This is a genomic window from Bradyrhizobium erythrophlei, assembly GCF_900142985.1.
Classification (GTDB): Bacteria; Pseudomonadota; Alphaproteobacteria; order Rhizobiales; family Xanthobacteraceae; genus Bradyrhizobium; species Bradyrhizobium erythrophlei_B.
Window position 1 is genome coordinate 906,936 of record NZ_LT670849.1, and the last position, 20,584, is coordinate 927,519.

The 20,584-nt window shown below is 57.4% G+C and carries 26 protein-coding genes; 12 read left to right on the forward strand and 14 right to left on the reverse strand.

The genetic code is table 11. From position 1 onward, the window contains the following. Positions 1 to 31: 31 nt before the first annotated feature. The 10 genes from BUA38_RS37795 to BUA38_RS37895 all read right to left on the reverse strand — a co-directional run bounded on the left by BUA38_RS37795 (position 32) and on the right by BUA38_RS37895 (position 6,147). Positions 32 to 268, reverse strand: coding sequence for a lactate/malate family dehydrogenase (locus tag BUA38_RS37795; protein WP_197685910.1), 237 nt, complete (start codon positions 266 to 268; stop codon positions 32 to 34). Between the two features lie 116 nt (positions 269 to 384). Continuing rightward, the gene (locus BUA38_RS04110) at positions 385 to 789 is read right to left on the reverse strand and encodes a hypothetical protein (RefSeq protein ID WP_156898378.1); all 405 of its coding nucleotides are present in this window, start codon (positions 787 to 789) and stop codon (positions 385 to 387) included. A gap of 9 nt (positions 790 to 798) precedes the next feature. Then, a complete protein-coding gene (locus BUA38_RS04115; RefSeq protein ID WP_172805981.1) occupies positions 799 to 1,107 on the reverse strand; it encodes a UBP-type zinc finger domain-containing protein in 309 nt (102 codons plus the stop codon). A 108-nt stretch (positions 1,108 to 1,215) separates the two neighbouring features. Then, positions 1,216 to 1,644 (reverse strand): hypothetical protein, encoded by a 429-nt coding sequence (locus BUA38_RS04120; protein WP_072816826.1) that lies wholly within the window; start codon positions 1,642 to 1,644, stop codon positions 1,216 to 1,218. 132 nt (positions 1,645 to 1,776) lie between these two features. After that, positions 1,777 to 2,136: a hypothetical protein gene (locus BUA38_RS04125; RefSeq protein ID WP_072816827.1), complete on the reverse strand. Its 360-nt coding sequence runs from the start codon at positions 2,134 to 2,136 to the stop codon at positions 1,777 to 1,779. Positions 2,137 to 2,162: 26 nt separating this feature from the next. Continuing rightward, positions 2,163 to 2,315 (reverse strand): hypothetical protein, encoded by a 153-nt coding sequence (locus BUA38_RS36440; RefSeq protein WP_156898379.1) that lies wholly within the window; start codon positions 2,313 to 2,315, stop codon positions 2,163 to 2,165. 31 nt (positions 2,316 to 2,346) lie between these two features. Next, positions 2,347 to 4,149, reverse strand: coding sequence for an FAD-dependent oxidoreductase (locus BUA38_RS04130; RefSeq protein WP_083587449.1), 1,803 nt, complete (start codon positions 4,147 to 4,149; stop codon positions 2,347 to 2,349). 24 nt (positions 4,150 to 4,173) lie between these two features. Beyond that, the gene (locus tag BUA38_RS04135; protein WP_197685911.1) at positions 4,174 to 4,977 is read right to left on the reverse strand and encodes a universal stress protein; all 804 of its coding nucleotides are present in this window, start codon (positions 4,975 to 4,977) and stop codon (positions 4,174 to 4,176) included. Between the two features lie 375 nt (positions 4,978 to 5,352). After that, entirely contained in the window at positions 5,353 to 5,805 is a 453-nt protein-coding gene (gene trxC, locus BUA38_RS04145) for a thioredoxin TrxC (protein WP_072816830.1), read from the reverse strand. A 144-nt stretch (positions 5,806 to 5,949) separates the two neighbouring features. Continuing rightward, positions 5,950 to 6,147, reverse strand: a complete 198-nt coding sequence (locus BUA38_RS37895; protein WP_244553358.1) for a hypothetical protein — start codon at positions 6,145 to 6,147, stop codon at positions 5,950 to 5,952. A 178-nt stretch (positions 6,148 to 6,325) separates the two neighbouring features. Between BUA38_RS37895 and BUA38_RS37900 the strand changes: the two genes are divergently transcribed. The 5 genes from BUA38_RS37900 (at position 6,326) to BUA38_RS04170 (ending at position 10,577) form a co-directional block, all read left to right on the forward strand. After that, positions 6,326 to 6,751 carry a rhomboid family intramembrane serine protease gene (locus BUA38_RS37900; protein ID WP_276328158.1) on the forward strand — a complete coding sequence of 142 codons (426 nt, stop codon included), beginning with the start codon at positions 6,326 to 6,328 and terminating at the stop codon, positions 6,749 to 6,751. 24 nt (positions 6,752 to 6,775) lie between these two features. Then, entirely contained in the window at positions 6,776 to 7,612 is an 837-nt protein-coding gene (locus tag BUA38_RS04155) for an SDH family Clp fold serine proteinase (RefSeq protein WP_072816831.1), read from the forward strand. Between the two features lie 511 nt (positions 7,613 to 8,123). After that, positions 8,124 to 8,633, forward strand: coding sequence for a hypothetical protein (locus BUA38_RS04160; protein WP_072816832.1), 510 nt, complete (start codon positions 8,124 to 8,126; stop codon positions 8,631 to 8,633). Between the two features lie 55 nt (positions 8,634 to 8,688). Continuing rightward, on the forward strand, positions 8,689 to 10,029 hold the full coding sequence (locus BUA38_RS04165; protein WP_072825810.1) for a site-specific DNA-methyltransferase: 1,341 nt from the start codon (positions 8,689 to 8,691) through the stop codon (positions 10,027 to 10,029). Between the two features lie 128 nt (positions 10,030 to 10,157). Further along, entirely contained in the window at positions 10,158 to 10,577 is a 420-nt protein-coding gene (locus BUA38_RS04170) for a DUF5681 domain-containing protein (RefSeq protein ID WP_072816833.1), read from the forward strand. A 187-nt stretch (positions 10,578 to 10,764) separates the two neighbouring features. On the opposite strand, the gene BUA38_RS04175 is transcribed toward BUA38_RS04170, so the two are convergent. Next, the gene (locus BUA38_RS04175; protein WP_156898381.1) at positions 10,765 to 11,886 is read right to left on the reverse strand and encodes a hypothetical protein; all 1,122 of its coding nucleotides are present in this window, start codon (positions 11,884 to 11,886) and stop codon (positions 10,765 to 10,767) included. A gap of 169 nt (positions 11,887 to 12,055) precedes the next feature. On the opposite strand from BUA38_RS04175, the gene BUA38_RS04180 reads away from it, so the two are divergent. The 7 genes from BUA38_RS04180 to BUA38_RS04210 all read left to right on the forward strand — a co-directional run bounded on the left by BUA38_RS04180 (position 12,056) and on the right by BUA38_RS04210 (position 17,440). Beyond that, entirely contained in the window at positions 12,056 to 12,325 is a 270-nt protein-coding gene (locus BUA38_RS04180; protein WP_072816835.1) for a helix-turn-helix domain-containing protein, read from the forward strand. A gap of 140 nt (positions 12,326 to 12,465) precedes the next feature. After that, complete coding sequence (locus BUA38_RS04185; protein WP_072825811.1) at positions 12,466 to 12,687, forward strand: hypothetical protein; 222 nt, start codon at positions 12,466 to 12,468, stop codon at positions 12,685 to 12,687. 243 nt (positions 12,688 to 12,930) lie between these two features. After that, entirely contained in the window at positions 12,931 to 13,158 is a 228-nt protein-coding gene (locus tag BUA38_RS38590; protein WP_338076330.1) for a DUF3489 domain-containing protein, read from the forward strand. Continuing rightward, complete coding sequence (locus BUA38_RS04195) at positions 13,155 to 13,655, forward strand: DUF2924 domain-containing protein (protein ID WP_072816837.1); 501 nt, start codon at positions 13,155 to 13,157, stop codon at positions 13,653 to 13,655. The genes BUA38_RS38590 and BUA38_RS04195 overlap by 4 nt, the downstream gene beginning before the upstream one ends. Next, entirely contained in the window at positions 13,645 to 15,192 is a 1,548-nt protein-coding gene (locus BUA38_RS04200; protein WP_072816838.1) for a recombinase family protein, read from the forward strand. Before BUA38_RS04195 ends, BUA38_RS04200 begins: the two co-directional genes overlap by 11 nt. Positions 15,193 to 15,216: 24 nt before the next feature. Then, a complete protein-coding gene (locus BUA38_RS04205; RefSeq protein ID WP_072825812.1) occupies positions 15,217 to 15,948 on the forward strand; it encodes a DUF3750 domain-containing protein in 732 nt (243 codons plus the stop codon). A gap of 208 nt (positions 15,949 to 16,156) precedes the next feature. Further along, complete coding sequence (locus BUA38_RS04210; RefSeq protein WP_072816839.1) at positions 16,157 to 17,440, forward strand: cystathionine gamma-synthase family protein; 1,284 nt, start codon at positions 16,157 to 16,159, stop codon at positions 17,438 to 17,440. Positions 17,441 to 17,608: 168 nt separating this feature from the next. Here BUA38_RS04210 and BUA38_RS04215 read toward each other — a convergent pair whose 3' ends face one another. Genes BUA38_RS04215 through BUA38_RS04225 form a run of 3 tightly spaced genes read right to left on the reverse strand, consistent with a single transcriptional unit; the run spans position 17,609 to position 20,567 of the window. After that, positions 17,609 to 18,709, reverse strand: coding sequence for an ABC transporter ATP-binding protein (locus BUA38_RS04215; RefSeq protein ID WP_072816840.1), 1,101 nt, complete (start codon positions 18,707 to 18,709; stop codon positions 17,609 to 17,611). Positions 18,710 to 18,714: 5 nt separating this feature from the next. Further along, positions 18,715 to 19,629 (reverse strand): carbohydrate ABC transporter permease, encoded by a 915-nt coding sequence (locus BUA38_RS04220; protein WP_072816841.1) that lies wholly within the window; start codon positions 19,627 to 19,629, stop codon positions 18,715 to 18,717. Continuing rightward, positions 19,629 to 20,567: a carbohydrate ABC transporter permease gene (locus BUA38_RS04225; protein ID WP_072816842.1), complete on the reverse strand. Its 939-nt coding sequence runs from the start codon at positions 20,565 to 20,567 to the stop codon at positions 19,629 to 19,631. The genes BUA38_RS04220 and BUA38_RS04225 overlap by 1 nt, the downstream gene beginning before the upstream one ends. Positions 20,568 to 20,584 lie beyond the last annotated feature (17 nt).

Sequence of the window (20,584 nt, forward strand, 5' to 3'; positions counted from 1 at the left end):
GGTCGCTGCGGTCAATGGCCCCACCGGCCTTTTAGTTGATGCCGGCGGTAATCATCACCAGCTCCGAATTGGCGAGATCCTCGTAATCCCCGTCGACAACGGTGGTCTTGGGACAAAGCGGGGCGCCGTAACGCAGGTCGGTCGCAACCGCCTCGGCGCGTTTGCGCGTTCGGTCCACGATCACAATCGTCCGGGCACTGCCGCGTACGACGGCGGCGAGCGCGCAAGCACACCCAACCCTTCCCGCACCGACGATTCCAATTTTCATGTCAAGCCCCCATTCGCCCAAACCGCGAGGAATTCGCTATTGGATTATCGTGCGGCGAATGCCGATTCCAAGGCTTCGGTAAACTAAAAGGTTTTGGCAGTTGAGTCTCGGAGCGGTCAGGGCAGGTTCATCCGCACGCATAATCCGGCATGACGTACGGCGCAAAACTGAACCTCACCGCTGGTCGGTTCGATGAACCAGAATACCGGAAGAAAAGCGCTGATAGCTGTGGTCCCTGTTACCGCGCGCATATCCGAGGTCTCGGTCAGCGAGGGCCGGCCGATATCGGCCGAAAGCCTGACACAGTCGCCGTTGTTCGCGGTGAGATCCTGAAAATTATATCGCGCCGTGCAAATCCAGAACTGGCTGACCTTCTTGTCGATAATATAGGCTGACGCCACCCGGTTGGTGGATGATTGTCGAACATCCGGTTCGGGAATCAGTTCATAGCGGCCGGCATGCGCGAGGACCGGCGAAGCCGCAAGGATTGCGAGAGCGATGCACATTGTCCCGAACCGCATCTGAGCACCTCAGTAAAATCGGGGAATCGGACCAGGATGCGGGGTCGGCCGGCCCGAAAGATCGAACATCACTTCATCGACGTAACACCAGCCCCAACCTTCCGGCGGATCATAGGCCTCGATGATCGGGTGCCTGGTCGCGTGAAAGTGTTTGGTTGCGTGCCGATTTGGCGACTGATCGCAGCAACCGACATGGCCGCAGGTGCGGCAAATCCGCAGATGCAACCAGGGGTCACCCGATTTCAGGCATTCCTCACACCCCGGCGCGCTCGGAACAACGTCGCGGATTGCTGAGAGATGTTTGCAAAATATCGCCATGTTTTCCTGCCGCCCTCCGCTTCGCTGCTCTGCCGCGCAGAATGCGCTGCACTCTGCTTTGTCTTACTTCCGATCCGATTGCGAAGATTACACTTCGTGCCGAAGTGATCAGGCCGTAAGCTCAGGATCGACTGCAAGGATCACTGTCTTCTCAGCATTACCATCGACGCTCTGTTCGCGCGGAATGACAGGCAGTTGAAGCACCCGCGCGTGCTGGTCTTCCGACAACAGATTCACGAGAACCGCTTTTCCGTCCGGAAACGAGAGGGCATCGTGATGCTGATGCAACGCGCCCGGCTCAATCGCGCAAAATCGAGCGACGCTAAAGCCTGTGCTCCTGGTCGACAGCCAATTGCGATTATATCTGACGTCACGTTCGAATGCGAGTTCGGTTCCGGGAAGCAGACATACCGCGACATTCGGCTCTCCCGTTGCGGCAAAGCCGCGCGTGGATGTGCTGTAGAAGCGGGTCGTAACAAGCCTCTCGCCAACCCTGGCCGGGCGGGATGCGACGGTATGCAGGCTATAATCACACATGGGATTTTCTCCACTTAGCTACGCGTTCAAGAACCTGTATCGTGGGAAGACGCGCGCTGCGTTGACCGATGTCAAAATATCGACGGGACGAGATCGCTCCATATAATATGGAGGAGATCGAGGGGTCGCGGCTCATGTCATACTGCCCGGCATGAAGCAGCGAATGGAGGTTCCGAGAGATCCCTTGATGGGCCAGACCATCGTCCTGCCCGCCCGGTTCGGCTCTGTAATCACTGCATCATCAGGGACGTCGATCCATTCATTGTCTACGCGTACGCGGTAGTGGCCGCTCTTGGATTCCCAATCCGGGTCCGAAAGAGCGAAACCATCCGCATCCGAACAGCACGGTCCCTTGCCAGACCTGAGGCTGTCAAACCACGGCTTGAGCGGCGACAGCGAATAGCGGCCGTCGTCGCGGGCTTGCACCGCACCGATGAATGCCGCCACGAGAATACCGAGGGCGGTGCCGAGGACAGGGATCTTCTTGCTCATGTTCGCCGTCTGATCAAGACACCGATTCAAATCACGCAGGTGGTGCATGTATCGCTGATCGTATCAACTCCATCTTCACCAGCCTTGACGTTCGTCAAAGCTGGATTCGCGAACACCAGCCTTCGGTGACGCGCTACCGGCACCGCTGCTTCCGTACTGATCGCGGCGACGCCGATCATCTACCTCTATCCCGACCGGCTGCCGAGTAAGCTAAGCCACCCCGCCACTGGGCTCAGCAGTCGCCTCTTGATGCGCTCTCTCCGGCGTGCAGTGCGGGTTCAACCGCATACCCATCGCACCCACGCTCCCCGTCCCCGAATCCTTTTCCGCGTCGCCCGACGATTCAGCCGCTCCATCTGCGCGAGCCACGTGCAATTCCGCCCCAACGACAGCCCCCTCGCCGATGGCGGCTCCGACTCGCTTGACTGATCCAGCCCGCACATCGCCGGAGGCGAACACGCCACGCACGCTGGTTTCCAGCGGCAGCGGACGGCCGGATCCGTTGTTCGACGGGCGGGCGTCGGAGGGAACGTCCGAGCCGGTCAAGACAAAATTCTTGCCGTCCAGAGCGATCCCGCTATCCCTGAGCCAGCCCGTTGCCGGTTCCGCGCCGATGAAGCAAAAGACATGGCGGATGGGCTTTTCCGTCTCCTCGCCGGTCACATTGTTGCGCCAGCGCACGCGCTCCAGTTGCATCTCGCAGCTGCCATAGAGGGCAACGATTTCCGTTTGGGTCAACACCTCGATATTGTCGATCGCCTTGATGCGGTCGATGAGGTATTGCGACATGCTCTCCGCCAGCCTTGGACCGCGCACTAGCATCCAGATTTTTTTAGCGAAGCCGCGCAGGAAGACCGCGGCCTGGCCCGCCGAGTTGCCACCCCCGACCAGAACGATTTCCTCATCACGACAAAGCCGCGCCTCGATCGGCGAAGCCCAGTACCAGACTCCGCGCCCCTCGAAATCGCTGAGGTTTGGAACGCCAAGGCGGCGGTAGCGCGCGCCGGTCGCCACGACCACGGTCGCGGCTTTGACGCGCCGGCCGTCCGTGAGATGAAGCCCAAGCGCCGTTTCAGTCGGGTCGAGCCGTACCACTTCGCTGGGTATCATCACCCTGGCACCGAATTTCTGCGCCTGGACGTAAGCACGGCCGGTGAGCGCCTGGCCGGAAATGCCGGCCGGAAAACCGAGATAATTTTCGATACGCGCACTGGCTCCGGCTTGTCCACCGAATGCGCGCGTATCGAAAACGATAACCGAGAGACCCTCCGATGCGGCATAGACCGCGGTCGAGAGCCCGGCGGGTCCCGCGCCGACGACCGCGACGTCATAGGTCTGATCGCGTTCGTCGATCGGCACCATTCCGAGTGCGCGCGCCAATTCGGTCTCGTTCGGGTTTTTCAGGATGGTACCCTTCGGACACACTGCCAGCGGCAGGTCCGAAGGATTCGGGGCATATTGCTCGACCAGCTTCGCTGCGTCCTGATCCTGTCCCGGGTCGAGCAGTTGATGCGGGTAGGCATTGCGCGCCAGGAAGCCTTGTAGACGAATGACGTCCGGACTGTTTTCGGCGCCAATCAGCACCGGACCTCCGGCGCCGGCCTCGATCAGGGCGACGCGACGCAGGATCAGCGCATGCATGATCCGTTCGCCGAGTTCGGGCTCTTCAATCATCAGGGAGCGCAGATTTTCCGGCGGAATCAACAGTGCTTCGACATCATCGATCGCGTGAACGTCGACGAACGCCGGCTGATCCGACAATTGCCCCACTTCGGCGACGAAGTCACCGGGTCCCTGCTCCGCGATCGGAGCACTGTGCCCCAGGGGATCGCGTCGCGTGACCCGCACCGAGCCCTTGATCAGCACGTACATGCCGGGAGCGACGCTTCCTGTGACGAACAGCGCCTCGCCGGGGGCGTAGTGCCGGACTTCCCCAAAACGATGCAGCCGATCGATTTCATTCGGCGTCAGCTTTGGAAACATCTGCTCGTTGCGGTTATCGATCGTCGACATTTCAAGTCCCCGACGCGAAATCGATTAATGAGCCATCAGGAGCGGAACAGGCGCCTCGTGCAGCAGATTGTAGGTCACACCGCCTAGCAACCACTCGCGCAGCCGGAGATGGCCGTATCCGCCCATGACGATAAGGTCAGCCTTTCGCCGTTCAGCTTCTGCCATCAATCGGGCACCGACCTCGCTGCGGCGGCTCTTGACCCGATAAAGGACGGCGTCGATTCCATGATGCTTGAGATGGTTGACCGCATCGACACCGAGGATCGCCTCTTCCTCGGTTGGGCGCTCGCCGGTCACAACCACGACCGCGACCTCCTCCGCCTTGTGCAGATACGGCATGCTTTCGCCCAAGGCTCGCGCCGCCTCCCGGCCGCCGTTCCAGGCGATGAGGATGCGATCGAAGGCGATCTTGGGCCGCTCCGTCTCGGGGACCAAATAGAGATGCCGGCCCGATCCGAACAGAACGCCCTCGATCAGCCGCTCGGGATCCATTGCGCCGTTGGGACGCAAGGTCACAAAGCAGTCGGCGGAGCGCGCCTCGCGGGCGGCAACCCTGGCGATATCGTCAGCCAGCACATCGAAGCGCCGAATCTCTACGGGGCGCTCAAGCTGTTGCAGCCGCCTCGCCAGCAACGCCTCGGTTAGATCGCCGGCCTCGCGCGCATGGTCGATCACCTCGGCCGTGGCGTCCCCCTCGATCCGACCGGGTAGCGGCAATACATTGAGAAACAGGCCGATGACCACCTGAGCGTCGAGCCATCGGGCGATGTCGGCGACAGCCGCCAGCCGCATTTCGTCGGAAATTCCGCCGTCCAACCAAACCATCATATCCTTGATCATCCGGGCCGTCCTACATCAGCTGACCGAAAAGGCGGACGCACCGCTGCCAGTGTCCATGACACGGCTGGTGGGCCCCTTACTCGATTGCACCATAGCGATCATGGCTTGTGGATCCTCAAGCGCCATCGTGCCGCGCACGGAGCGGACACCCATTGACGGCTGTCAGCTTCCTCCGATTTTTCAATGGCGCTGAAATTGACGTTCGTCACGGCGCCGTCTCCGATCCTCAGGCGATCGCGCAAGAGCGCGAGGCCGAACTCGTCGTCCACCTCCCGGACGGAAAAACGAGCCGAACGCGTCTTGCGAAAAGCTGGGCCGCCAGATTGTTCCGGCGATGATCCGGCGGAATCGGGCGACGCCCTGTTACACCTTCATGCCGTCGACATGCTCGCGGGTCCATGCCAGCAGTTGAGGCAGGGGCATGATACCGGACTTGCGCGCAATCTCTCGGCCGTGATGCATGAGCATCAGCGTCGGTATGCTTTGGATGGAGAACCGCCGCAGCAGTTCCTGTACGGCGTCGCTGTCGACCTTGACCAGCCGCAGATCAGGTTCGAGTTGGGTTGCCGCCTGTTCGAAAATCGGCGCCATCGCCCGGCAGGGACCGCACCAGATAGCCCAGAAATCAACCAATAGCGGAATATCACTGTGCGTTGCGTGCCTGTCGAAGCGGGCGACGCTGTCTAGCGCCGCCGGCCGTCCTTCGTAAAGCGGCCGGTGACAGGATCCGCACTTGGCGCCATCGCGCAGCCGTTCGCGCGGTAAACGGTTGATCGCATCGCAGTGCGGACAGACGATATGCAGCGCGGTGGTCATGTGTACTCCGCACGAGGCTCGATGCTGCAGGATTACGCGTCGCCTGGGAGACCGCATTGACCGGCATCAGCTTTTCGAACGCTCGGCGTTAAAGTTGACGGACGTCATGGCCGGTTTGGGCCCTCTCACCGCAATGTCGGAACCTCAGCCCGAAGCTGAAAGCGCCAGATATTCCGGAATCCGTGACATGCAGTCGAAGAGGCGCAGATGATCCCGATCGGGAACGCTGTCCCGTCCCGCTACCCACCAGTGATTACCTGGATACTGAATGCCATCAATTGCCTGGTGTTTCTGTTCCAGGACAGCCTGAGCCCAGATGAGCTTGAGCTGTTCTTGCGCCAATTCGCCCTGATTCCCGCGCGTTATTCCGAGGCCTTTGCATCGGGGGAAACCGACCTGGACGCCGCGGATATCCTACTCTTCTTCTCCATGATGTTTCTGCACGGCGGGTGGCTCCATCTGATCTTGAACATGTGGACGCTGTGGCTGTTCGGTTCGACCATCGAGGTTCGGATGGGTCATGCCCGCTATCTGGCGCTTCTATCTGGCTTGCGGCCTTGCCGCATCAGTCGCGCACGTCATGTTCAACCCGACTTCGATCGTGCCCGCGTTGGGCGCCTCCGGCGCGATCGCCGGCATTCTCGGCTGCTACATGCGGCTGTTTCCGATGGCGCGGGTGGTGGTCGTCGTCCCGATACTGTTCAACCCGCTGTTTTTCGAAGTCAACGCGTTTGTCTTTCGGCCTCTGGTTCTGATTCAGGTTTTGCAGTCGATGATGGCCCTCCTGCTGCCATCTGTCAGTGGAGACGTCGCGAGGTGGGCCCATGTCGGAGGGTTTATCGCAGGGTTCGCACTTGGCCCTTTCCTGGTCCGGTCCGGGCGGCGTTACCGCGCGTATTACCCGGACGAAGGCGTGTTCGGCTTCGATACCAAGGGGCGAATATGAGATGTCATGCCATAGGAGGACTCCATGTCGTTCGGTGATCTTATCTGGCTTTTCTTCATATTCTCGGCGATCCAGCCGATGTTACAGCAGAAGATGCTCGAGGCCATGCGGGTGCGCAAGATCTCGCAACTCGAACGCGCGCGAAAATCGCGGGTGATCCTGCTGGTGCATCGGCAGGAGACCATGCGGTTCCTCGGCTTTCCCGTGGCGCGCTACATCGACATCAACGATTCCGAAGAGGTTCTGCGCGCCATCCAGATGACGGATGCCGATGTACCGCTCGACCTCGTCCTCCACACCCCGGGGGGTCTCGTACTAGCAGCGCTGCAAATCGCCAAGGCGGTTCGTGAGCACAAGGCCAAGGTTACGGTGTTTGTGCCCCACTATGCCATGTCCGGCGGCACGCTGATCGCGCTCGCAGCCGACGAAATCGTCATGTGCGAGCATTCCGTTCTGGGTCCAATCGATCCGCAACTTGGAGAATCGCCGGCGGCGTCGCTCATCAAGGTCGTCGAGCAAAAGCCCATGGCCAAAATCGACGATAAAACGCTGATCATGGCCGACGTCGGACGCAAGGCCATTACGCAGGTCAAACAGGCGGCAAGCGAATTACTGACCCGTCACATGCCCGCCGAACAGGCAACGGCACTCGCAGAAAAACTCTCGACCGGCATATGGACGCACGATTATCCGATATGGGCTTCGACCGGAAAGTCGCTTGGCTTGCCGGTATGCACCAAGATGCCGAACGATGTTCTGCAACTCCTGACGTTCTATCCGCAACCCGTTCGCATGCACGGCGGCGGCGTGGAATATCTGCCGGTAGAGCGCCGAAATCAGCCTGAAAGCGATTTCGGATGACTACTTCAAAGGCGTACCGATCGGCAATTTTAGATCCCGCTTGCAGGACACGACCGGGGCCCTCACCCTTGTCCAACCAAATGCGAAGCCGCAAACTGACAAGCATTTCACTCAGTGCTATCAGTCAGGAGCTTAGATGTTCTGCTCGCGTATGAACGTCCGCTTCGCGCCGATATTGTTGAAAAAGTCGATTTCCGAAAGCAGTCGGTCTTAGAGAAGGACCGGTGCGTTCGCTCGGAAATTATGTGGGGGACCTCGTCATCCGTTCGCTTTTCAACGAGCGGCCTAGGGTCATTGCGAGGCAACCAATTCTCGCAGCGATTTCGATCTACGTTTCGCGAAAATTCCTCGCTGCCTCGGTTTTGAGTTTTTCAATATAATCCGCCATAACGGTCGTTCCATAATCAGGCATTCCGCGAATCCATCGCACCCACGAAAATCTGCTGCCGCATAGCAGCCTCAGTGTTAGTGCCGGCTGATCCGAAATAAAAGTGCTATTGACATTTGAAGCATGAGAGACTATCTCGTCACTCACGCAACAATTCATCGGCGCGACATGGACCTAAAGTATAAGCACGTCGAGGCGGCTCTGGTTGACGTGGTTGGAGTGAAGCCGAAAGCTATCGGCGCGTTTCGCGGAAGACTTCGCCACTTGCGAAAACTAGGGCTACCGCAGCTTCAGGCCTCAGGAAGCGGCAAGCATCTCATCTATACTCAACGCCAAGCGCTTGAAATGTTGGTCGCGATACAACTCGAAAAACTCGGACACAAGCCGGAAGGCGCCGTAAAGCTTTCGTTATCGATTGTGCGCCAATCCCCCTTCGGCCAGTATGAGAGCAAAGACTGTTACATATTACCGGATCCGCCAAGCGAAGATTCAGATAGGTACCGAATGATGTTCGGCGCCAATGACGTTTGCGAATTCCTGGCGTTTAGTCCTGAGGTTTTTACGTTAGTGAACATCTCGGCCTTGATACGAAAGTTAAACGTTGCGCTCGACCGGTCGCTAAAGCTAGCCTGATTTTTTATGTCTATAAATGCTAATATTGACTTTTTTAGTTAAGCAGGAGAACACGATGAATACCAAAGTCCTTCGGGGCGAGATTCAGGTGACGGACGTAGAAATCGAAGAAATTAAAGCGGCGACGAAAAATCCGCGCCGGCACCCCTCAACTCAAATCAAGCGGCTTATCGAGAGCATCAACACTTTCGGCTTCGTCGTTCCCATCCTCGTAGACCGCAATGGCGAGATTATAGCCGGACACGCCCGATACGAGGTCGCGCGCAAGCTCGGGCTGCAAAAGATTCCAGTCGTTCGATTGGAGCATCTCAACAATGCACAGGTCAAGGCGCTCAGAATCGCGGACAATCGTCTCACTGATCTCTCCGAGTGGGACGATCAGATATTGGCAGAGACGTTGAAGGACCTATCGAGCCAAGATCTTGACTTCGATATCGAGGTTACCGGCTTTGCGATGGCCGAGATCGACCTTCGGATCGAGGGTCTTTCGGTGGAGGGTGCGGGACAAGACGCCGCTGACGATTTTCCCGAGCCAACCGACGACGTAACTGTCAGCAAGAATGGCGACATGTGGCGCTGTGGAAGACACCTAATCATGTGCGCTGATTCACGCTCGGCTGACGCCTACGAGCGACTTCTTGAGGGCAACAAGGTGGATATGGTCTTCAGTGATCCGCCATACAATGTTTCAATTCAAGGCCACGTCTGCGGCAAAGGTCAAATCCGCCACCGCGAATTTGCAATGGCCTCCGGTGAATTGGATAAACATGCCTTCACCGCCTTTCTGAAAACATGCTGCACATTGGTAGCACGGCACTGCGCAGATGGCGCGCTCGTCTTCCTGTGCATGGATTGGCGTCATATCGGAGAACTTCTGGAAGCCAGCCGCGATAACTTTACTGAGCTGAAAAATGTCTGCGTTTGGGCGAAGAGCAATGCGGGCATGGGCTCGCTTTACCGGAGCCAGCACGAGTTCGTATTCGTTTATAAAAGCGGCACCGGGCCGCATCGTAACAATGTGGAGTTGGGGAAGAACGGGCGCAATCGGTCTAATGTTTGGAGCTATCCCAACACAACCATGTTCGGTCGACCGTCCGACGAAGGATATCTGGCGGCGTTGCACCCAACCGTGAAGCCTGTCGCGATGGTCGCCGATGCGATTTTGGACTGCTCCGCTCGTGGCGAGATCGTCTTTGATCCCTTCTTGGGCAGCGGAACCACCTTAATTGCTGCGGAGCGGGTTGGGCGAGTGTGCCGGGGAATCGAAATTGACCCCCTCTATGTCGACACCGCTATTCGCCGTTGGCAGGTTTACACGGGCGAGAAGGCTGTCCACGCAACTTCCGGCATTCGCTTCGACGACGCGCTGGAGCAAATCGAAGCCAGCATAGGTTGATCGCGGGCTCTCCGCGGCGAAGCCGCCTTTCGTCAAGTGCCGAGCCAAAGGCGGCCGACCAAGATGGAGCAGGTGTCCACCGGTGTACGAGTTTTTTTGTGCAAGTAACAAATGCTTAGGAGCAAGAAATGGTAGAACGCTACAGACCAAAAGGTTACGTTGGATACAAGCAGCCGCCGGCACACGCCCGCTTTCAAAAAGGGCGATCCGGCAATCCTGGCGGGCGGCGCCGGAGTGAGCCACTGGCGGCGGCAACCATAGTTGCCGAAGAACTCCAGGCGACCGTTTTCGTTATGGAGAACGGACAACGATTGAAGGCCAGTAAGTTCAGGCTCCTCATTAAGCAGACGATTAATCAAGCAATTAAAGGAAATGTCCGCGCCCTCAAGATTTTCTTGGAAATCTTAGACAAGCTGGAACGGTTAAATAAAACACCTACGAAAATGCATCCTCGGGTTCGAACAGACCTCAGTAAGCTTTCGTTGGAAGAAAAGCAAAAGATGATGAAAGAGATTCTAGCCAATACGAGACCTCTTGATCAGTACTAGGTGGCGAGTTCAATTGCCTAGGGCCGATTTAATACCCGTGATCGTTGAAAGAGGCTTGGATTCGATGATCACCAGCGCCCCATCTAGCGCTGTCGCCTTACGATTAGCGCCGATATTTCGCAGTGGACTTGAATTTTCTTCCGGCCGCTGGCCGCCACTGCGAATATGACGGCGGAGCAAACAAGTCTTAATGACCATCCCCGACCACAAGACAAGGCACGGTTTTTGAAGCAACGAGATTTCCTACATTACACATGTCTGCATGACCACTTATCGTTACCGGGCAACCGAGCGGGCGCATCGGATTGTCTCCGCATTCCAAGAAAACCCTGCGAATAGTCCGAGTAGCGTCATCAGTTAAGAGCGGTACGCCATTATCGCTACCATATTCTCTCGCTGCGGCGACCGCGATCGCAGAGGGCTGCAGAGTGTCTAGATTACCAAATTTCTTGTAGAAGCCTTGCAAACGTACCTTCGCGCGTTTCGCTGCCAAATCCTTGCCGTCGAGCTTGAAATCCTGGAGAGTTATGGTTCGGTAATCATCAAATATGTCGGTCGGCGAGGTCAACCGCTCCTGATCACCAGCATGTTCCACCAGCGTCCCCGGATAGCCAAATGACGCCACGTCTTTGTCGGCGATGACTCTGTCGGCGAAGTTCAAATCGTGGCAAACGAAGAAATACACGACAAGCGCATCTTGCGCGAACCCCGGGTTGGCGACCGGATTACCTGGGGCAATGAAAGTAGCGAGCCAGCTGTTGTCATGTTGGTTCAGGACTGCTGGTCGCACCGTCGAGCAAAACACATAGCTCTCGACTAATTTCCATTGAATGGGTTGAGCCGTCTCGTATGAGCCCTGCGGATGAAATGACTCCCCCTGCTTAGCGCGCACCTTCACAAGATTACCGCCCCAGCCAACCCGTAAGGTCGTCTTGGTTTCCAGTTGAAGCCATATGCAGGTATCCCTGTGACAGCCGGTTCGCATGACTATTTGCTGGGTCCCGCGAGATGAATCGCTCGGCGCCGCAGCCGCTTCGGATCGAACGCCTCGCTGCGGCTTAACGCACGCGTCCATGAAGCCTCTATAATCAGCAGGCTTGCCTGCATCTTGCCACTTGAACTCGCAGGCGACCCATCCGGGTGGGTGTTGGGCGCTGGCGGGGGACGATAACGACGCGAGAACCCAAAAGATTACCAGTGCCAAGATAATATCGAGGGCTGTCCAAGTCGGTTGAATTGGTGAGCGCTGGCACGCTCTTACTTCCGAAGTTGCTTGTTTTCCGCATTCTTGGCAGGAAGCTAAAGCCATCCCCCTCTCCTTTGCGCAATTTGATCGACCGATCCGCTTCCGCGGAAGTCACCGTGTTTGCCGTTTAGATGAGGACGACTGATAGCTCTGTTTTCTCCTAATATCCAGTTTTGGGATAATCCGTTTTCGGGATCAGATTCCCCGCCGCCGATTCACTGGCCCGGCGGTCATGCAAAAATCCCTCAAATCCGCGGAATATGGCCGCCTCATCGAGGTTCTTGTCGCAGCGCGACATGAAGCCGGCATTCGCCAGCAGGCATTGGCCACGAAGCTCGGGCGGCCTCAGTCCTTTATTGCCAAATATGAGGGCGGCGAGCGGCGGATCGACGTTATAGAGTTCATCGCAATTGCCCGGGCAGTTGGCGCCGATCCCTTGAAGCTTTTCAAAGAATTTCTGGCCGAAAAGCCCGCCAAATCGCCACGCAAGCGGTCCCGCTGAGGCTCTGAAATTGGCAGACGGCGCGAAACCGCTTCCCTGAAGCATCTCTACTCAAAAGAGCCATAAGATTGCTCGACAATCCACTCGACTGCGGCGCTGTTTGGAGCGGTACTGCTCCCCGTCAACGAGGGACGATGCTCATGGGCGCGGTAGCCATCAATGAAGCCATCAAGATCTGCCTCAAGGAAATCTGCAGCAAACTGGATGAGGCGACCCGGTTGGCCCGCGCCGCCGAGGCCTGCGTCCTGGCGGGCAGCGTGGCGGAAGGCGTCGAGGTTTCTATGGACATTGAGCAACTGATCTATGAGGCCGGTCGCCTTCATGATGCGGTTTCGTTGATGCATCGGCTCACACGAGCCTAGCGTTCCCACCACGTTCGCCTTTGGCCCCGCCCAATAGCGGGGCTCGTGTCGGTGGCAGCACATGATGCTGTCGTAAGACATGAGGAGGGCCTGGTGGCCACCAGCAAAAAGGCAAAACCCGCAAAGCGCTCGGCAACGACCTCGCGCAAAAAAAAGCCGGCGACCATCGCGCGCGGCCGTTCTCCGGCAAAGGCTACTACGTCCGGGCTGCGATCACGTTCGGAGGCAAAGTCGGCGGCGACTTTGACTGCCAAGCACTCGTCTACAAAACAAGAAACGGTCCTTGGCATGCTCCGCCAGCCCAAGGGCTCGACGGTCGCCGCGATCGCGAAGGCAACCGGCTGGCAGCAACATTCCGTGCGGGGCTTCCTCGCCGGCGTCGTCAAGAAGAAGCTCAGGCTGAAACTTGAGTCCAAAGTTGTCGGAGAGCAGCGCGTCTACAGCCTTCCCAAAGCCGACGCCAGCTTATGACATCCCATCCAGGATCAAAAGCGGACAAGGTCGATCCAGTCGTCGAGGCGGAGCTGGATCGACTGCCCACAATGCGGATTGCGGAATTGCGCACTCGCTATCGTGAACTGTTCCGGGCCGAATCACCAAAAGCGTTTGGCCCGGACCTTCTCCGGCGCAGTATCGCGCACAGAATCCAAAAGCGGGCGTATGGCGGCCTCTCGCGCGAGCACCAGCACTTGCTCGACCAACTGGTAAAAGCCGCTAGAGCCAAGCCGAACGGCCGGCTCGAACTACCCAGGCGCATCAAGGCCGGCTCCGAACTCGTTCGGACGTGGAACATGCGGACCTATCGCGTCGTCGTGCTTGTGGGTGGCTTTGCCTACGAAGGGCGGACCTACAAGAGCCTCTCCGAGATCGCATCTGAGATTACTGGGACAAAGTGGAATGGGCCTCGTTTCTTCGGGCTGAGGCGCTCTTCGGACAGAACGGCTGGGGATCCAACTCATGCCATCTAATTCCACGAAGGTAATTCGCTGCGCCATCTATACCCGCAAATCGACCGAGCATGGACTAGACCAGGAGTTCAACTCGCTCGACGCTCAGCGTGAGGCCTGCGAGGCATATATAAAGAGTCAGGCCTCGCAGGGTTGGAAGGCCCTGTCCCAGGAATACGATGATCCAGCCTATTCCGGAGGCAACCTTGAGCGCCCTGCCCTGAAACGACTGCTTCGCGATATCGAGTCCGGCAGGATCGACGTGATCGTGGTCTACAAGATCGACCGCCTCACCCGATCGCTGGCCGACTTTGCAAAGCTGGTCGAAGCATTCGATGCCAAATCGATCTCGTTCGTCGCAGTCACCCAGCAGTTCAACACGACCACATCCATGGGGCGCCTCACCCTGAATGTGCTGCTCTCCTTTGCGCAGTTCGAACGGGAGCTGGCGTCCGAGCGCGTCCGGGACAAGGTCGCCGCCTCCCGCAAGAAGGGCAAGTGGACCGGAGGGACGGTCCCACTCGGCTACGACGCCCAGGACAAGAAGCTCGTGATCAACAAGACCGAAGCCGAAACAGTCCGCACCATCTTCGGGCTCTATCTCGAACGGAAATCGTTCGGTAAGGTTGTCGCCGAGCTCGATCGCCGGAAAATCGTCACCAAGCGGCGCGACACGAAAGTCGCAAAATACAACGGCGGCATTCCTTTCACCTACGGCCCCCTCGCCTACTTCTTGAAGAACCGCATTTACGTCGGCGAGATGCATCACGGCGGGAAATGGTTCAAGGGAGAGCATCAGGCGATTCTGGACCGCCCAACCTTCGAACGGGCGCAAAACCTTCTCAAATCAAACCGGGTGACCCGGCGGATCAAGCATTCCGAAAGCGGCACCCTGCTCCGGGGGAAGTTGTTCGATGACAAGGGCAACGCTATGAGTCCCAGCTTTACAAGCAAGAATGGCGTCCGTTACCGATCCTACGTCAGCACCGCTTTGAATGGGCGAAAACATAAGGCCGGATCGGTCACGCGAATTCCAGCTCCGGAAATCGAAGCAATCATTGAGCACGCCGTTCGTTGCAAGCTTGACGAACAAGGTGACTCGAGGGAAGCAGTCTGGGATCGTATCGAACGTGCTGTTGTCGGCGCGAAAAGTGTTCGCGTTACGCTTACTTCTATGAATGCCGACATGACGCCAGCCGAAACGATTGATATTGCCTGGACTGCCAAAAATCCTAGCCTTCCCAATGCCTCAACCGTAACTCCCGGCCCCGAGCCCGACCGGAAGCTGCTGCTGGCACTTGTCCGCGCACAGATCTGGTTGTCTGATCTTGCCAATAACCGCTCGCCTTCCGTCGAAGAGCTGGCAATCAAAGTGGACATCCACCCCAAAGTGATGCGCGAGGCGCTCAAGCTGGCGTTTCTGGCTCCCGATATCATGACATCCATATTCGCGGGCGAAGCGATGGTCGAACTTGCGGATTTGCGAAATGTCTCCGCCCTGAGCTGGCGAAGCCAACGAGAAGAACTACATCATAGGCGGACACAGCACTCCAATTGAACCTCCTCACCCTTGAAGAAATTCGTGCTCATTTTTCTGCTTCTGTTGGTAGGACCGATCGCCGTCTCCGCGGCCAATTATCTGCTCGGCGATCGTCGCGAAAACTGGCAAACGGCAGATCGCTCGAGCGCCGGGCTGCTCCCTAAGCCGGCGGACAATCCTGACGCCCTCATCCGTGTTTTTGCTGCCCGAACAGTCCGCTGGCGCGGGATCTTTGCGGTTCACACCTGGATCGTTGTCAAGGAGCGTGGCGCATCTCGGTACTCTCGCTACGATTATACGGCCTGGGGCGAACCAATCCGTATCGACGGTTTTGCGGCTGACGGACGATGGTTCGGTGCCGTGCCCGAAGTAGTTGTTAGTGTGGAGGGAGACAAAGCGGAGCAATTGATCCCCAAGATTCGCTCCGTGGTGGAGAATTACAAGTTTCGAGCCTACGGTGACTATCGTCCGTGGCCAGGACCGAACTCAAATACATTTATCCAAGCGATCCTGGACACGGTTCCCGAGCTGAACGCCGTGCTACCTCCCACAGCTATCGGCAAGGACTATCCCTACCGCGGCGATTGGTTTGGTTTGACGCCTTCGGGAACCGGCGCATTCCTTTCATTGGGTGGTTATCTCGGTTTAACGATTGGTTGGATTGAGGGCTTCGAGCTAAATTTCTTCGGTGGAGTTCTGGGGCTCGATGTAAGGCGGCCTGCATTGAAGCTTCCAGGCATCGGCCGTATCGGAATGCCTTTCGCTCGATCCTGACAGCAATATCCCCCTCTGCGCCCGTTAGCGAAAATTGGAATGCTTAGATGCCGAGCCGCGAACTGTTGTTTTATTGAAATAGCTATAGTGCTTCGTTCGTCTGAGCCCGACGCTCTAAAGAGAGCGAGTCGCCCCTGCCCCGATCGCAGGATCATGGTTGAGGACGCTCCGGAGCACAACGTTTCAAATCCAGACAGCGAGGCAGGCCATGGTCAAACCGTTTCCGTCGAAGACTCACATCGGCAACCACATGCTGCATCCCGAAACGCTCATGCTGAATTACGGCTACGACCCGCAATTGTCGGAAGGAGCTGTCAAACCACCAGTCTTTCTGACTTCGACCTTCGTTTTCAGGACCGCGGAAGACGGACAGGACTTCTTTGATTACGTCTCGGGTCGGCGTGAGCCTCCCGAGGGGATGGGTGCTGGCCTAGTTTATTCGCGGTTCAATCATCCTAACAGCGAGATCGTCGAGGACAGACTCTCCGTCTATGAGCGAACCGAGAAATGCGCCTTATTTTCTTCCGGCATGGCGGCGATTGCGACCACGATCCTCGCGTTCGTCCGTCCTGGCGATGTCATTCTGCACTCTCAACCGCTCTATGGCGGGACGGAAACTCTGTTTGCAAGAACACTGGCGGGGCTCTCCATCGGTGCGGTCGGCTTCGCCGACGGTATCGACGAAGCCGCAGTCAGGTTGGCAGCGGAGGATGCCATGCGCAAAGGCCGTGTGGCGATGATCTTCATCGAAACTCCGGCAAATCCCACCAACGGCCTGGTCGACATCGCGATGGTCCGCCGCATCGCCGAGATGATCGGCCAAGCTCAGAGACACAGGCCGATCATCGCATGCGACAATACCCTGCTCGGACCGGTGTTTCAGCGGCCAATCGAACACGGCGCGGATCTCTCCTTGTACTCGCTGACCAAATATGTCGGCGGACATTCCGATCTAATCGCCGGCGCCGCGCTCGGCCCAAAAGCCATGATGAAAGACGTCAAAGCGTTGCGAGGCGCCATTGGCACGCAATTGGACCCGCACACCTGCTGGATGATCAGCCGGTCACTCGAAACACTCAGCATCCGCATGGAAAAGGCGGACAGAAATGCACGGCTGGTCGCAGACTACCTACGCGACCACGCCAAGGTGGCGAAAGTCCATTACCTTGCTCACCTCGAAGACGCCTCCCTCGCCGGCCAGGTTTTCGCAAGGCAATGCACCGGCGCGGGCTCCACGTTCTCGTTCGACATTGTCGGCGGCCAGGCCGCCGCATTCAAATTCTTGAACGCGCTCCAAATTTTCAAGCTCGCGGTGAGCCTCGGCGGCACCGAGTCGCTTGCCAGCTTGCCCGCAAGCATGACCCATTCCGGCGTTCCGGCCGACATCCGCCAAAAAATCGGCGTCCTCGACTCCACGATCCGGCTATCGATTGGCATCGAACACCCGTCCGATCTGATCGCCGACGTGGCCCAGGCTTTGAACGCGGCGTAGCATCGATCGAGCGTCATTGAACGCAATGCCCCCTTATCCCACTTCGCCAATGAGGCGTTACGGAACGTCAACGTCCGCTTTGAGGCGATTCCGAACCACCCCCTCAACGTTGCGTCACAAGTAGCTACGCTTTTTGGATCGGTAGCTCCACCGTGGCGTTAAGAACCGTCAAATGACAGCACCAGTGACCTCATTTAGAAGGTGCATATTGTTAAGATCCGCTGCCAATCGGAGCGTCCCACCGTCGAGCGCGCCGGCGTTCGGATTAACTCGCCCGCAAATTTGCGTACCCTCGAGCGTAAAGTAAATCAGTGTCTCCATACCCATCGGTTCGGTCACATCCAGTACGGCATCGAAGGCTTCAGTTCCTGGTTCCGAATGGCCTTTCGCTTCCGTGATATGTTCCGGCCGCAATCCGAGCAGTAACTTTTCGCCTTGCCTCACATTTTGATACCGCGCCGCGCGGCCCGCCGGGAGAGGAAATGCAATTCGGTCGGTCAGCCGGACATGCAACCTACCGGAGACGTCTTCGAGACTGCAGGGCAAGAAATTCATCGCAGGAGAGCCGATGAAGCCAGCCACGAAACGTGTGGCCGGATTATGATAAAGTTCGTTAGGCGTGCCGATCTGTTCGATACGACCGTGGTTCATGACGACGATCCTGTCTGCGAGCGTCATCGCTTCAACCTGATCGTGGGTCACATACACAGTCGTGGTTCGGACCTTCTGGTGTACCTTCTTGATCTCGATCCGCATCTGCACACGCAACTTGGCATCCAGGTTGGATAGTGGTTCATCGAACAGAAAGACCTTCGGATTGCGGACAATGGCGCGTCCCATCGCCACGCGCTGGCGTTGGCCGCCCGATAATTGCTTCGGCTTTCGATCGACGAGTTCAATAATGTCCAGCATGCGCGCAGCTTCATCGATCCGCGTCTTGATCTCGGCTTTCGGGTATCGTTTCAATCGCAGTCCGAACGACATGTTCTCCGCGACCGTCATGTGGGGATAAAGCGCGTAATTCTGGAACACCATCGCGATGTCGCGGTCCTTCGGTGGCACATCGTTGACGACGTCACCCCCGATCATGATGTCACCGTCCGTGATATCCTCCAGTCCTGCGATCATCCGCAGCGTCGTTGACTTACCACAGCCCGAGGGTCCCACCAGAACGACAAATTCGTGGTCGGCGATATCGAGATCGATACCGCACACCGCCTCGACATCGTCATAGCGCTTGACAACCTTACGCAAGGTGACTTCGGCCATATAGTTCAGCCTTTTGTCGCGCCGGCGGTGAGGCCGGCAATGTAATAGTCCATGAGGAAAGCGTAGATGATGAGCGGAGGGGCCGCACCTAGCAGGGCGCCAGTCATGATCTGTCCCCAATTGAACACGTCGCCCTTGATCAGGGTGGTGATGATGCCAACCGGGAGCACCAGTTGATCGGTAGACGTCGTGAAAACCAGCGGATAGAGAAATTGAGCCCACGAGACCGTGAAGGCAAAGATGGTCGCAGCGATCAAGCCGGGCAGTGCGACCGGAATGAAGATGCGCGTCAAGGTCTGGAACCACGAGGCTCCGTCGATGATGGCAGCCTCGTCAAGCTCCTTGGGGATCGACGCGAAGTAGCCGATCATGATCCAGGTGCAGAACGGAACGGTGAGTGTCGGATAGAGGATCAGCAACACATACCATCGGTTGATGAGCTGAATCCCAGTAGCGTCTCCAAACGCCGCCAACATCTTGAACAGCGGCAGAAATAGCAGGCTGTCCGGGATTAAATAGGTTAGGAACACACCGGTCGCGAGGGTCGCGGAACCCCAGAACCGCATCCGCGCCAAGGCAAACGCCGCGGGCACGCTGATCAGCATGGTGATTGTCACCACGAAGATTGAGACAAGTGCGGAATTCCAAAAAAATCTCAGAAACTGACTCGAGGTCAGCAGCTCAGAGTAGTTTGCCAGAGTCGGATGAAATACCCACCATGGGTTGGTCGCGGCCGAAATCTCGGTGCTGCTCTTGAGTGAAGTGATCACCATGTAAAGTGGTGGCACCAGCGAGAAGATCGCAAAGAGCGTCAGAAAAAAATACGACCATCGCAGCGCCCATGTGCGATCGTGGCTCATGCTGCCATACTTGACCGTGCGGGTCGGTGCGGCCTTATCGATCACAACCGTGCTTGCCATCAAGCTTCGTTCCCGCGTTTGTTGATGTCGCGCAGGATGAAGATCGCCGCGATCGCAAGTATCGGGAACATGAACAGCGAGACGCTGGCGCCCAGCGGGATGTCGCCACCCTCAATACCGACGCGGAACGCCCAGGTTGCAAAGATATGCGTGTGATCCAGAGGGCCACCGGCGGTCAGGATCCTCACAATGTCGAAATTCGCAAAAGTCACGATCAGCGAAAACAGAGTCGTAATCGCGATGATGTTGCGCATCATCGGCAGGGTCACGTACCAGATACGCTGCCACCAATTTGCGCCGTCAATGGCCGCAGCCTCGTAGAGTTGGTCGGGAACCGACTTCAGCGAAGCCAGATACATAATCATGAAGAACGGCGCGCCGAACCAAACATTTACCAAGATGACCGAGAACCGCGCCCAGTAGGCGTCGCCGGTCCAGGGAATCGGCCCAATGCCAAAATTCGAAAGCGTGTAGTTGAACGCGCTATAGGACGGATCGAATAACCAAAGCCAGGCCAGGGTACTCATCGCTGGGGGAATGACCCACGGAACTAAAAGCATGCCGCGCCACTTGCGTTGACCTTTGGTCGGAATATTGTGCACGAAATGCGCAATGATAAATCCGATCAGGGCCTTGAAGACCACAGCGGTGATCGCGAAGATGCAGGACTGCTCGACGACCAGCCAAAATGTCTCGCGCTTAAACAAAAACTGGAAGTTTCCGAACCCAATAAATCGCTGCATTGATTTGTTGAGTGTCGCAAGATGCAGCGAGTAGAACGCAGGATAGATTACCAAAAGCAGGATCAACACGATCAGCGGTAGCGTCATCAGGAAGGCTACCGTAGACCTTCGCTTCAATGCGGCCCGCAAACCGGTGCGCTTCCGCGCGGTGCGTGTGTTGGGAGCACTGTTCGGGTGAATCGCTACATCAACCATGATTTCGCTTCCTCGCC